Source organism: Bacillus sp. FJAT-29814 (assembly GCF_001510715.1).
GTDB lineage: Bacteria > Bacillota > Bacilli > Bacillales > Cytobacillaceae > Neobacillus.
Genome location: NZ_LMTJ01000002.1, coordinates 197,095 through 210,204 on the forward strand (window position 1 = coordinate 197,095; position 13,110 = coordinate 210,204).

Here is a 13,110-nt window from a genome sequence, read left to right on the forward strand (position 1 = left end):
AGGATTACCCCCTCTATCCTAGTTTGGACCGCGGCGTTAGTTTCGATAAAGGTAACTATTAGCAATTTGTCTTTTTTTCTTCACTGTAAAAGGCGTTGATTTCCCCGCCCAAGATGATGATGAAGGCGGAAATATATAGCCACAGCATCAACACGATGATCGCGCCGATACTCCCGTACGTGACCGTATAATTGCTGAAATTGCCGACATAAAATGATAATCCAAGTGAAGAAATAATCCAGCCGATTGTCGCAAAAATCGCCCCTGGAAACGCACTTCGGCAGCGCAATTTAACATTCGGAGCGACCCAGTACAAGCCGGTAAAAATCAGAAATAATATCACCGCACTGACTGCGACGCTAATGGTATTCCAAAGCCGGATAAATTCTTCCGAGTAGCCAAATTGGGAAAATAGCACAATGCCGATTTCCCGGCCAAATACAGGTAAAATGATGGCAACGAGGAAAACAAGGATCATCCCAAATGTCAGCAGAATCGCCATTCCCCTAGAAACTAAAAATGAGCGGCTTTCCTCGACATTGTAGGCTTTGTTGAACGCTTTGACGATGGCATTAATGCCGTTGGACGCCGACCAAATCGTCCCGATAACCCCGAACGAGAGCAGCCCCCCGTGACGGTGCCTCATAATTTCAGTTACGTTTTTTTCAATTAATTGCATTGCTTCCTCAGGAGCAAACCCGCGAATCATGCCCAGCATATCGTGCTCATGAATCGGTAAATAAGGAAGAATTGAAAACAGCACAATCAATAACGGAAAAAGAGAAAGAAGAAAATAATAAGCCAATTGGGCACTCATTCCCGGAAGATCATCCTCGTCAATCCGATGCCAGAGCAATCGGAGCAATGACGAGCGGACATTTCCTTTATCCTTCATTCCATCACCTCTGCAAATTGGTATCCGCAAATAAACGGCCGAAAATGGCAATTAAACAATTCATATTCGCAAATAAAACTTTGAATTCTGCGTATAACAGTCCCAATTCCGTAAATAAAATTGATATACCCCAAATTAGCTTAGCGATATTCTTTTTCCTCAAGCAGCTCTTCCAATAGTTCATCGTCTGTGCTGAGGGATTCCTTCGTTTCCTTAATTGCATCCGTTACCTTCGGCGTCAGCTCCCGTAATTCGTCTACTTTTTCTACGATGAAGGAAATATCCTCGCTGACTTGTTCAAAGGTGGTTTTTAATTTTGCCGCAGTTCCTTTCACTTTTTCGGCCATTTCACCGGGATGCCTAACTACTTCTGAAACCACTCCGGATACTTTTTTCACATGTTCCTTCATCGCTTCACGAGTATCCTTATCAAGCAAGGTTACTACACCACCCGCAAGTGCCCCGAAAAACATTCCCTTCCAAAACTGATTTTTTCTTGTCATGTTAACCTCTCCTTAGCTCTATGTAAAAAGAAAATCCTGCCAAAAATGTTTCCCCTTCATTTATTTTGCGATATCTACGTTTCCTATGCAAGTTTACCCGGTTTATTTTTCTGTAAACACTATTACGAGATGAAGTATTGACATGTATCAGTCAACATGAAAAGATGAACATATGAATTCGGAAAGGATGACCGAAAATGGATTTGACGCAAAAATCAGTTGAAAATGTCGAGTATATGATTGAGCAAATTAAAGAGAAATTAAAGGTTTTAAACCTCGGAGCGATTAAGCCGTCTCACTTTGATGAAGAAATGTATGAGGAATTAAAAGAAATTTATGAAATGGTTCTACGGAAAAATTCGTTCAGCCCGAGTGAAATGCAGGCACTTGTTGAAGAACTAGGAAGTTTACGTAAAAAATAAAAAACAGATCAGCGCGATCTGTTTTTTTATATTTATATTTCATCCTGGTCTGTCAAAATGATTGGGCCGTCTTTGGTGATGGCAATAGTGTGTTCATATTGAGCCGAATACGTGCCGTCTACCGTTCTCGCTGTCCAACCGTTAGCATCCATTTGGGTAAACAGCATCCCGATATTGACCATCGGTTCAATGGTGAAGACCATGCCTTCTTTGATTCGCGGGCCTTTACCGGGCAAACCGTAATGAGGTACGTCCGGTTTTTCGTGAATAGATGAACCAATCCCGTGGCCGATAAAGTCGCGGACAACCGATAGTCCCTCACCCTCCACATAGGTTTGGATCGCGTGGCCGATATCGCCAATACGATTCCCTGGCACGGCTTGAGCAATCCCGCGATATAATGCCTCTTTGGTTACCTTTAAAAGATGTTCGGTTTGTTCCGAAACTTCTCCGACTGCGTAGGACCAGGCGGAATCAGCCAACGCCCCGTTGTAATTGACAACCATGTCGATCGTGACGATATCTCCTTCTTTTAAAGGCTCTTTTCGAGGAAAACCGTGACAAATTTCATCATTGATGCTGGCGCAGGTGGCATATTCATATCCCTTATAGCCTTTTTGCTCGGGTGTGGCATTATGTTTTTTCAAAAACTGTTCTACGAATTGATCAATTTCCCAAGTGGTGATTCCTGGCTTAATCAGCTTCGCAATTTCCTTATGACAGGCGGCCAAAATTTCTCCTGCCTTTTTCATGGCCTCAATTTCACGCTGTGATTTTAGGACAATCATCTATGTTCCCCGCCTTTTTGAATTAATTTAATATATAATGAACATAATGGTGCGAATTGGTTAAGATAATGGCAACACCTCTTATCTTAACTCTATACGGATATTTTTTCAAAATTACTTTCTTATTGGGAAAAAATTTATCATTTCTTCGTAAAATTCATTTTTTTGTCACATTGGCTTGTTCTTAATATGGTGCTTTAATTTTCTTTTTGTTAGAATATACATATAAATTATTTCATAGGTGTGTGAGGCTCAATGATAGGTGACCGCGTAAAAAAATTCCGCCAAGATAAAAGAATGTCACTGTCTGAACTTGCAGAGCAAGCAGGAGTTGCGAAATCTTATTTAAGCTCTCTTGAAAGAAACCTGCAAAAAAATCCTTCCATTCAGTTTCTAGAAAAGATTGCGGGTGTGTTAAATATTCCTGTTGAACATTTAATCCATGAACAAGTCGATAAAAACGAGTTGGATAGTGATTGGATGAATCTTGTAAAGGAAGCGATGACTTCCGGCGTTTCCAAAGACCAATTCCGCGAGTTTTTGGAATTTACTCAATGGCGGAATAAACAAGGAAAGAATTAAAAAAAAGCATCCTACAAAATAATTAATTTTTGTAGGATGCTTTTTTTTCTGTTCCAAGATCCAGCGCCTTGTTTCCATTCAGGAAGTCCCGCACCTCTTCTACCGATAATCCCAGTTCTTTCGCTTCCAAGATAAGTGCAAGCCATTCGTTGTCGATTATTTCCATTCGCCCAATCACCGTACTCATGTTATTTTCCTCCTAAAATACCTCCGTATTCCAGGCAGCTCGGCCATCCTAGTAAATCTCCGCACTTACCTTAGACCCGCAAGCTTTGCGTCCCTGCTTTTCAACAGGTTTGCCTTTTTCTGTTTACCTCCGACCTTGTGCCCTTGTACTCTATTTCTCTATGTTAGGCCTTAAGGCTTATTCCTTATGTAGATAGGTAAATTATATCTAGTTCTTTCCTAACATTGTGTTAGTTTTTGTCAATATTTTCAAATTTCCGAACTCCTTTTTCGGACAAAACTCGCCAAACTTTTACAAAAGCCATCTCTTGCTATTATGATTAAAGTCAAATTTAAAAAAGAAAGAAGGAGATTTGGGTCGAAATCTCCTCCTTTTTAAGGAATTTTATAGAAATCCTCGCTGGGTGACACCTGTAGTAAAGTATTTTTGATAAAAAGAGATAAGTTTCTGTGAATTTAGTTCCGGGTTTACCGTTTCATTGGATTGAATCGTAATCAGTGAACATGCCAGCCCAAGTTTGCAGGAATCCTCGGTATGGAGCCCCTTTAAATGCCCGAAAAGAATCCCGGCTGTGAGCGAATCCCCTGCTCCGGTGACATCGATGACCAAAGTCTCCGGTGCGACCAATGCCCCCGCCCGTCCGTCTTTGGTAAAGTAAATTAACCCCTGGTTTCCCCGAGTTATGACAACACGCTCAGCACCCTTTCTCAAAATGACCTCCGCAGCCCGGAAGAAGTCTCCTTCCGTACGGATTTCCAAATTCGATAAGGCTTCTGCCTCTTTATGATTGGCAATCACCCATGTGACACCTTCTAGAGAAGCAGGCAACTTTTTGGTCTTAGAGGCGGAAACCGTGGAAATGCATATTGGGATGTCTGCCTCTCTGCAACTTTCAATTACTTGATGGATAACCGGTATTGGGAAGTTGGTATCAAGATAGACCATCTCCGAGTTTTGCAGGTGATGCCAATTCCTCTCCACAAAATGTTCCTCTACCTCATCATATATAGCCATATCGGCAAGAGCAACCGTCATCTCACCTTCCGTATCAAGCACCGCTGTATAGGTTCCGGTTGATTTTCCGTTAATGATTTTTGTAGGATTCATATTTACATAATCCATTGTCTCCTGAAGGAGCCATTCGCCTTCAGTATCTTTGCCAATATAGGCTAATAACGAAGTTGTGATGCCTAGGCGGCCCAAATTTTCCGCGACATTTCTTGCAACCCCGCCCTTTGATTTCGTACTGACAGATGGGTTGGATGTCCCGAACTTTAATTGGTCGAGAACTTGAATTTTCCTGTCAATATTGGCACCGCCAATACAAAGAACTTTCTTTTCCTCAGGGAGCACAAAGGCACGGCCAATGATTTTGCCAGATTGAATCAAAGAGGAAATGATTGTGCCAATTTCCGCTTGGGACAAGCCTGTTTTCTCGGATATCTGCTGCTCGGATATAAACTGGTTCGACTTAACCATTTCCAAGACCATTGCTTCAAGATTGTTCATTGTCGGCACCTCTTCCAAACGGCATTTTTTCTACCTTAATACTATTACGATATAAATTGGAAAAATCCTTTTGGATAATTTCACCATCAAAAAAAGGAATGTCGAATAGGAGTGAAATTACGCTAAATTATTATAACGAAAATATTTGTCTAAATTGTGACAAATAGAATATAATATTTACAACTTGTAAATACACTTAATATTGATAATTTTCCGTCAATTAGAAAGGAGTGACGAACAACTTTGACAGTCGTTCATGTTTTAAACTTTACCATTCCCATTGCGTTTATAGTGTTTGCCGGATTTATGCTTGACAAAATGTGCAAGCCGGCAAAATCAGAAGAAAAAGCTGGTGAAGAGTGATTTTAACCGACACATCTTCATTCAGCTTTTTTTATTGGAATTTGTTATTTTAATTTATTTTGTATTTTCAATTCGTAGTTTTTAAATAAAGCCGAATTTGTTTTGGTTCCGCGCTTGGACATTAATTGATTAAACCTTAGCAGTTTCTCGTTCATTTTGCGCGCTAAGGTTTCTCTTTCAACGCTGTCATCGCAGTTTCTAATTAGGTCCTCAATGGTCATCATTTCTTTTCGCAGTTGATGCTCTTCCTCGGTATAGCCCGAATTTTTCAATATTTTGTAAACCATCCGCAGCTCTTCCGGTATGCTTGATAAATCCTCGAGCTCAAGCGGTTTTCCAAATCCTTTAAGGTTGTCAAAATCCCCATCTCTGTATGCCTTTTTAATTCGATCTTCCGAGACAATATGAAACATATCCATTTTTCGTCCCCCTTTTTAAGCATACCCACTATGTTTAGTATAGCAAGATTGTCTATATTGCGGTAATGATTTTTCATTTGATTGGGAATGCTATCACCGAAGACGAAAGGAGTGTTGCAGTTGGCACGTGGACAGCATTTTAACCACAAAAACAAGAATCATCCGGGTGAATTCCCGAAAAACGCCTTTATGGCTGAAAAGAAAACGGAAGAGGCGCCTGGGGATGAAGAGCTAATCGTCGTCCAGGAAGCATTTAAAAATAGAATGGAAGAAGAAGAGCAGCGTCAGGACACCGGTCGCTGGCTTCCTGAGCAAACGGAGCAGGACTAGCTCTTCCGATTTATAAAGGCTGCCCTTTATTGCGGACAGCCTTTTTCTTAGTGTGTCAAGCTTCTGACGAATTGGTGGAATTCGATTGTTTTCAACCACTGCGTCAATTTTTCAATATCCTTTGAAAACACGCGGTCCTGCTTAATCGAAGTCACTTGCTCCCTGCCCTTTTCGTAAAAAGATTTGGTGTGAGTCGCCATCTTATCGACACCGCGGTACTCGACAGCCTGCATCGCACAAATCATTTCAATTGAAAGAACTCGTCGCGCATTTTGGATAATTTGATATGCATGTCTTGCGGCGATGGTACCCATGCTGACATGATCTTCTTGGTTTGCAGAAGACGGAATCGAATCGACGCTCGCCGGATGGGCCAACGTTTTATTTTCCGATACGAGAGCTGCTGCTGCATATTGCATGATCATCGCCCCGGATTGCAGACCGGGCTGCGGGCTTAAAAATGGCGGCAGATCATTTAATTGCGGATTCACTAACCGCTCAATCCGCCGTTCTGATATATTTGCCAGCTCTGCCACGGCAATTTTCATAAAATCCATCGCCAAGGCAATCGGCTGCCCGTGGAAATTCCCGCCGGAGATGACTTTTTCCCCATCATCAAAAATTAACGGATTGTCCGTCGCCGCATTCATTTCGATCTCCAGTTTCTCTTTCACATAATCAAGCGCCTGCCACGATGCACCATGAACCTGCGGGATGCATCTTAATGAATAGGCATCCTGTACGCGAAGCTCCCCCTGCATCGTAGTTAACAGGCTGTCGCTTAAATATTGGCGGATCCTTGCTGCCGTATCGATTTGCTGCCGGTAGCCCCTCGCGACATGGACCTCTTCGGCAAAGGCGTCAATGATACCGTTTAACCCTTCAATGGTCATCGACGCGATGAGCTCACTTTCATAAGCCAATTGCTCCGCTTCTAAGTAGCCGATAACGCCCATTGCCGTCATCGCTTGAGTGCCATTGATAAGCGCCAAACCCTCTTTGGCCTCTAATGTCACTGGCTGGATTCCCTCCTGCTGCAGTGCTGTTAGTGCCTCCATCCGCTTTCCTTTGTAAAAAACTTCGCCCTCGCCAATTAACACTAATGCCAAATGGGATAACGGTGCCAGGTCGCCGCTTGCACCGAGGGAGCCCTGCTGTGGAATCACCGGAATGATGTCTTTATTTACAAGGTCAATTAGTCTTTCAATCACCATCGGCCTAATTCCGGAAAAACCTTTTAGCAGCGCGTTGGCACGAAGCAACACCATTGCTTTCGCGACTACCTCCGGAAACGGTTCTCCGACACCGCAGGCATGGGAACGGATCAGATTAAGTTGCAGGTCTTGGACATCGGCTTGATCAATTAACACATCGCTAAACTTACCGAACCCGGTATTGATACCGTACACAACCCGGCGTTCCGACACAATCCGTTCGACTGCCTCTCGGCTCTTTGCCGCCGCCTTCATACTATCTTCCGATGCTCGAACCTTTTGCTTTCTGTAAAATACTTCCTTCATTTGCTCTAATGTTAAACTATTGCCTGTTAGTGTAATCATCCCATCCCACTCCTCTACCACTTTAGTAAAATAAAGAAAGAGGCTGGATTCCATTTCTTATCAGATTTGGAGTCCAGCCTCTATAATAGACTTTACATTGATTTTTTGGCGATGCCGCATGTCTCATCATCCATTCCAAAAATTATTGCTTTGATAATAATTGTATGTGAGGCAACCTTGACTTGTCAATTAAATTTTCAGAATTTTAGCACGATAGCACTTTAGCAGAATAACAAATAAAAGGGGACTCCTATTTAAAGTAGCCCCCCTTTTTTTCTTTAATCAAATTTTAAGCCTTTTAATGCTTCTGCCAGCGCATTATTCAAAGGTTCATCCTCTTTGTCTTGATTTTTTAAATACTTTTGTACAGTCCGCTTATCAACTTTCCCTTTGGATTCTTTATCACGTCGGGCTTGGAAAGCTGAGAGTTTTTCACGATAACCGCATTTGCAGGTGAAGATTTGGCCCTCTCCTTCGCCTCGCAGTTCCAGCTTTTTATGGCATTGCGGACAGCGGGCATTCGTGACACGGGCTACATTTTTACGATGTCCACATTCTCGGTCTTGGCAGACGAGCATTTTGCCTTTTTTGCCATTCACTTCAAGCATTGGCTTGCCGCAATCCGGGCAATTTTTCGTAGAGATATTGTCGTGCTTGTATTTTTTATCGCTTGCCTTAATTTCAGCAACGATTTCTTTTGTGTAGTTTTTCATTTCGGTGATAAATACTTCTTTTTTCAATTTGCCATGAGCAATTTGCTCAAGCTTTTGCTCCCATTCAGCGGTTAATGCGGGAGATTTCAGCTCCTCCGGCACCAAATCCAACAATTGACGCCCTTTAGACGTAATATGAATGTCCTTGCCGCGCTTTTCGATGAGGAACGAATTAAATAGCTTATCGATAATGTCAGCACGTGTCGCAACAGTACCTAGGCCGCCAGTCGACTTTAATGTTTCAGCAAGTTTTTTATTGTTTGTTTCCATGTACTTCACAGGGTTTTCCATTGCCGAAAGCAATGTTGCCTCAGTAAAGCGAGCAGGTGGCGTGGTTTGACCCGATGTTTGTGCGATCAGTTTTACATTTAAGGTATCGCCCTTTTCAATGCGCGGTAAAATCTGTTCTTTAATGTCCTCTGCCGCATCGTCTTCTTCAAAATGATTTGCATATACTTCTTTCCATCCCATGGATAAAATAGTTTTTCCTCTGGCCACGAAGTTCTCATCACCGATTTTTGCCCGAAGCGTTAATTGCTCATATTCGTGGGGCGGGAATAAGACAGCCAAAAACCGCTTAACGACCAAGTCATAGATTTTTCGCTCTTTATCCGAGAAGGCAGAGAAGTTTACATAACCTTCCGTTGGAATGATGGCATGGTGATCGGACACTTTGCTGTCATCGACAAATGCCTTGGTAGCTTTTATCGGTTTAGCTAAAATTTTATTAGCAAATGGACGATATTCTCCAACCGCGCATGCCTTTAACCGTTCCGGAAGAGTCCCGACAATGTCGGAAGAAAGGTAACGCGAATCGGTTCGAGGATAGGTTAACACCTTATGCTGCTCGTATAGCTTTTGCATGATGTTTAACGTTTCCTTGGCAGAGTATCCAAAGATTTTATTCGCATCGCGCTGCAGTTCTGTTAAATCGTAAAGACCTGGTGAAAAAGACTTCTTCGGCTTTTTCTCAATTTCCATTACAACGGCATTCTGTCTGCCAAGCTTCTTTACAATCGCCTCGATTTTGTCTTTATCGAAGCTACGGCTGTTTCCTTTTGGGTCCTGCCAAGTCAGCTTTAGTTGGTTGGATGTTTGGGCATCGATGCCGTAATAGGTTTGCGGTTTGAAGTTTTTGATTTCGTCCTCGCGTGCAGCGATAATCGCAACAGTAGGTGTTTGCACGCGTCCGCAGTTTAATTGGGCATTGAACCTGGTGGTTAACGCCCTGGTTGCATTTAGGCCAATATACCAGTCAGCTTCCGACCGGGCGACAGCCGAGGCATATAGGTTTTCGTATGCTTTGCCTGGCTTCAAGTGGGAGAAGCCGTCTTTAATGGCCTTATCGGTAACCGATGAGATCCATAGCCGCTTTATCGGTTTATTGACCTTTGCTTTATCAATAATCCAGCGGGCGACTAATTCTCCTTCTCTCCCAGCATCTGTCGCGATGATGATTTCATTGACATCATTTCTGACAAGCTGACTTTTAACGGCATTAAACTGTTTTCCGGTCTGCTTAATGACGGTCAATTTCAACCGCTCCGGCAGCATTGGCAGGTCTTCCAATTTCCATGTTTTATATTTCACATCGTAGCTTTCCGGGTCAGCCAGCGTGACCAGATGCCCAAGTGCCCACGTCACAATATATTTATCGCTTTCAAGGAATCCATTGCCCTTCTTATTACAATTGAGAACACGTGCAATATCACGGGCGACAGATGGTTTCTCAGCAATTACGATACTTTTGCTCATAAGTAAATACATCCTTTCAATTTCCGTACGTTAACTATAACATACGTGCTTATGACAATGTAACTTGGGGGGATGGTCCGTGCCCGTCCTGTTGTTTTTTTCTTGTGTAATCTTCTGCGAGAATAGTATGATGTATTGGCAAGCAAATGGAAATGAGGATACTAGTATGAGAATAAGAGATTGGGACTCGAATTTAAAGGTCCGCCTGTTTGGCGAGGCGGCGATGAATATTACCTTTTGGATGTTTTTCCCGTTCTTGGCAATTTATTTTGCCGATGCCTTTGGAAAAAATAAAGCGGGATTTTTACTCGTTTTTTCACAAATTTTCTCGGTGGTTGCCAACCTGATGGGCGGTTATTGCGCCGACCGCTTCGGCAGGAAGCGAATGATGGTGCTGTCGGCAATCGGCCAAGGGCTGTCTTTTGTTGTCTTTGCGTTTGCAAGTTCCCCTTGGTATCAGTCGCCATGGGTCGGGTTTATCGCGTTTGCTGTTGCCGGGGTTTTCGGTTCGTTTTACTGGCCGGCCAGCCAGGCGATGGTCGCAGATGTGGTCGAGGAAAAACATCGAAGCCAAGTTTTTGCCATTTTTTATACCTCAATTAATATCGCAGTGGTTATCGGTCCAATTTTAGGCGGAATATTTTATGCCCGCTACCGCTTTGAGTTATTGCTGATTGCCGGCATTGTTTGTATCGCACTCGGCTTCATTCTGGCAAGGTGGACAAAGGAAACGGCACCTGTTCAAAAAGCAGCCGGGTTATCCGGAAACGGAAAATGGTATCAATTTTTGCTTAATCAGCTGAAGGATTATTCGGTGATTGTAAAGGATAGAACATTTTTGCTGTTTATTGCGGCAGGTGTACTGGCTGGGCAGACGTTCATGCAACTGGACCTATTGCTGCCTGTTTATATCAAGGATGTTATCCATAATCAAATTCTGTTTTCTTTCGGAGATTGGTCATTTAAAGTGGGCGGCGAGCAAGCCTTTGGGATTGTGCTGGCTGAAAACGGCTTCCTCGTAGCGTTATTGACGGTTGCCGTGACCAAATGGATGAGCCGTTATAGTGAAAGAAACGTGTTTGTGCTCTCCTCGGTTATTTACGGCGCTTCGTTGATCATTTTCAGTCAAACCCAATGGATTTGGGGCTTAATCATGGGGATGGCCGTCTTTACGTTTGCCGAGCTAATGGGGGTCGGGCTTCAACAGAGCTTTGTGTCAAAGATTGCACCCGAGCACATGCGAGGCCAGTATTTTGCGGCATCAAGCCTGCGCTTTACCCTAGGCAGGACGATTGCCCCGCTGTCCATCCCAATGACGGTATGGATCGGCTACAACTGGACCTATTTCGTTTTGTTTATTCTGGCGCTATTTAGTGCTGCATTATATTGGCTGATGTTCTATTCGGCTGAGAAAAAGTCGATGAAATTGGGTGCTTAGTGAGGGGTCTGGCTTTTAGACTTCGGACATTTTTGCTTCTTTTGGCAGTGGTTTTGTCCGAAGTTGGCCCGTCTTCGGACATTTTTGCTTCTTTGCGGGTTGATTTTGTCCGCAGAAATCTCCCCTGTGTGCTCAACAAACAAAATAAATAGCACCATGATTCCTTTTAGGTAACCATGGTGCCAAATTTTTTAAAATGCCCAGTTTCCTCCACGGAACACTGGTTCAATTTTTCCATCAGCCGTAATGCCGTCGATATCCATATCAGTGGAACCGATCATGAAATCGACATGAGTGATACTTTCATTCAACCCATTCTCCTTCAATTCTTCGGCCGACATCTTCTTTCCACCCTCAATACAAAAGGCATAAGCGCTGCCGATTGCCAAATGGTTAGAGGCATTTTCATCAAACAATGTGTTAAAGAACAAAATGTTCGATTGCGAAATTGGCGAATCGTAAGGAACTAGCGCAACTTCGCCGAGATAGTGCGAGCCTTCGTCCGTTTCAACAAGGCGCTTCAGCACCTCCTCGCCTTCCTCCGCCTTCACCGAAACAATTTTTCCATTTTCAAAGGTGATCGAAAAATTGTCAATGATATTACCGCCGTAGCTAAGCGGTTTTGTGCTGGTCACCGTGCCGTTTACGCCAGTTCGGTATGGAACGGTGAACACTTCTTCGGTCGGCATGTTAGCCATAAATTCAACGCCCTTTTCATTGACGCTGCCGGCGCCCACCCATAGGTGATTTTTCGGAAGCTCGATGGTTAAATCTGTGCCTGGCGCTTTGTAGTGAAGCTTGGCATAACGTTTCTCGTTCAAATAACGGACCTTTTCATGAAGGCTTTCGTCGTGTTTTTTCCAGGCTTCAACCGGATTTTCAGAGTCGACCCGTACCGCTTTAAAAATCGCATCCCATAGTAGCTCGGTTTGTTTGTCTGCCGGTGCATTCGGAAATACCTTGGCAGCCCAGACAGGCGATGCAGCCGCGACAACGGTCCAGCTGACTTTGTCAGATTGAACGGCCTGTCGCTGTTTCGTCAATGCCTTGCCGGCCGCCTTCTGGAAGTTAGCAATGCGCTCAGGATTGACTCCCTTTAACAGGTCGGGGCTAGAGGAAACAACAGACATAAGCGCCGCTCCCTTTTCCACCAGGTCTTCCATTTCCTTGGCGCGCCAAAGCGGATATTCATTGAAAGCCTCATCAGGTGCAAGCTCGTACTTTGTTCTTGTGACCGTATCGTCAGTCCAGTTGACAATGACATTGTGGGCTCCGGTCTCATAGGCTTTTTTCACAACCAAGCGAACGAACTCGGCAGCATCTAACGTGGCGTTGACCACCAACGTTTGCCCCTTTTGGATATTTACGCCAACCTTGACCGCAAGCTCGGCATATTTCTCAAGGTTTTTTTGAAATTCACTCATATGTATTCTCCTTTTTTCTGAATCTTTTATATTGTAACTTTTATTGTTGGAAAAATAAACCGATAGCTTGTATTTGGGCATGAGGATTTCATAGTTACCCAACTGCCCATTCCTCCCACCATCCGGACGCTATGAACCTACCTCCTTTAATTCTTGCCCCTCCAATCATCGGTTAAAGTAACCGTTCCCATAACAAAAAGAGCAGCGTCAAAGGATTCTCTCC

At 43.5% G+C, this 13,110-nt stretch carries 13 protein-coding genes and 1 riboswitch; of the genes, 4 read left to right on the forward strand and 9 right to left on the reverse strand.

Going from position 1 to position 13,110, the window contains the following annotated elements; genetic code table 11:
• Positions 1 to 58: 58 nt before the first annotated feature.
• Both AR334_RS04895 and AR334_RS04900 read right to left on the reverse strand, forming a co-directional pair.
• Complete coding sequence (locus AR334_RS04895) at positions 59 to 895, reverse strand: YihY/virulence factor BrkB family protein (RefSeq protein WP_066306063.1); 837 nt, start codon at positions 893 to 895, stop codon at positions 59 to 61.
• A 140-nt stretch (positions 896 to 1,035) separates the two neighbouring features.
• The gene (locus tag AR334_RS04900; RefSeq protein ID WP_066306066.1) at positions 1,036 to 1,398 is read right to left on the reverse strand and encodes a YtxH domain-containing protein; all 363 of its coding nucleotides are present in this window, start codon (positions 1,396 to 1,398) and stop codon (positions 1,036 to 1,038) included.
• Positions 1,399 to 1,595: 197 nt separating this feature from the next.
• Here AR334_RS04900 and AR334_RS04905 point away from each other — a divergent pair, with 197 nt between their 5' ends.
• Positions 1,596 to 1,820 (forward strand): DUF1128 domain-containing protein, encoded by a 225-nt coding sequence (locus AR334_RS04905; RefSeq protein ID WP_066306069.1) that lies wholly within the window; start codon positions 1,596 to 1,598, stop codon positions 1,818 to 1,820.
• Positions 1,821 to 1,852: 32 nt separating this feature from the next.
• On the opposite strand, the gene map is transcribed toward AR334_RS04905, so the two are convergent.
• A complete protein-coding gene (gene map, locus AR334_RS04910) occupies positions 1,853 to 2,608 on the reverse strand; it encodes a type I methionyl aminopeptidase (protein ID WP_066306071.1) in 756 nt (251 codons plus the stop codon).
• Positions 2,609 to 2,863: 255 nt separating this feature from the next.
• On the opposite strand from map, the gene AR334_RS04915 reads away from it, so the two are divergent.
• On the forward strand, positions 2,864 to 3,190 hold the full coding sequence (locus tag AR334_RS04915) for a DNA-binding anti-repressor SinI (protein WP_066306073.1): 327 nt from the start codon (positions 2,864 to 2,866) through the stop codon (positions 3,188 to 3,190).
• A gap of 22 nt (positions 3,191 to 3,212) precedes the next feature.
• Here the strand turns inward: AR334_RS04915 and AR334_RS28725 are convergent, their stop codons facing one another.
• The 3 genes from AR334_RS28725 to AR334_RS04925 form a co-directional block, all read right to left on the reverse strand.
• Entirely contained in the window at positions 3,213 to 3,377 is a 165-nt protein-coding gene (locus tag AR334_RS28725) for an anti-repressor SinI family protein (protein ID WP_082692793.1), read from the reverse strand.
• 30 nt (positions 3,378 to 3,407) lie between these two features.
• Positions 3,408 to 3,501, reverse strand: a riboswitch (cyclic di-GMP riboswitch).
• A gap of 260 nt (positions 3,502 to 3,761) precedes the next feature.
• Positions 3,762 to 4,886, reverse strand: a complete 1,125-nt coding sequence (locus tag AR334_RS04920) for a carbohydrate kinase family protein (RefSeq protein ID WP_066306076.1) — start codon at positions 4,884 to 4,886, stop codon at positions 3,762 to 3,764.
• Between the two features lie 407 nt (positions 4,887 to 5,293).
• A complete protein-coding gene (locus tag AR334_RS04925; protein ID WP_066306078.1) occupies positions 5,294 to 5,668 on the reverse strand; it encodes a DUF1992 domain-containing protein in 375 nt (124 codons plus the stop codon).
• A 120-nt stretch (positions 5,669 to 5,788) separates the two neighbouring features.
• On the opposite strand from AR334_RS04925, the gene AR334_RS04930 reads away from it, so the two are divergent.
• Positions 5,789 to 5,998: a hypothetical protein gene (locus AR334_RS04930; protein ID WP_066306094.1), complete on the forward strand. Its 210-nt coding sequence runs from the start codon at positions 5,789 to 5,791 to the stop codon at positions 5,996 to 5,998.
• Positions 5,999 to 6,045: 47 nt separating this feature from the next.
• Here AR334_RS04930 and hutH read toward each other — a convergent pair whose 3' ends face one another.
• Positions 6,046 to 7,557, reverse strand: coding sequence for a histidine ammonia-lyase (gene hutH, locus AR334_RS04935; protein WP_066306096.1), 1,512 nt, complete (start codon positions 7,555 to 7,557; stop codon positions 6,046 to 6,048).
• Between the two features lie 278 nt (positions 7,558 to 7,835).
• The gene (locus tag AR334_RS04940; RefSeq protein WP_066306110.1) at positions 7,836 to 10,025 is read right to left on the reverse strand and encodes a DNA topoisomerase III; all 2,190 of its coding nucleotides are present in this window, start codon (positions 10,023 to 10,025) and stop codon (positions 7,836 to 7,838) included.
• Between the two features lie 166 nt (positions 10,026 to 10,191).
• Here AR334_RS04940 and AR334_RS04945 point away from each other — a divergent pair, with 166 nt between their 5' ends.
• On the forward strand, positions 10,192 to 11,463 hold the full coding sequence (locus AR334_RS04945) for an MFS transporter (protein WP_066306112.1): 1,272 nt from the start codon (positions 10,192 to 10,194) through the stop codon (positions 11,461 to 11,463).
• 191 nt (positions 11,464 to 11,654) lie between these two features.
• Here AR334_RS04945 and AR334_RS04950 read toward each other — a convergent pair whose 3' ends face one another.
• On the reverse strand, positions 11,655 to 12,887 hold the full coding sequence (locus AR334_RS04950; protein WP_066306121.1) for an aminopeptidase: 1,233 nt from the start codon (positions 12,885 to 12,887) through the stop codon (positions 11,655 to 11,657).
• Between the last annotated feature and the right edge of the window lie 223 nt (positions 12,888 to 13,110).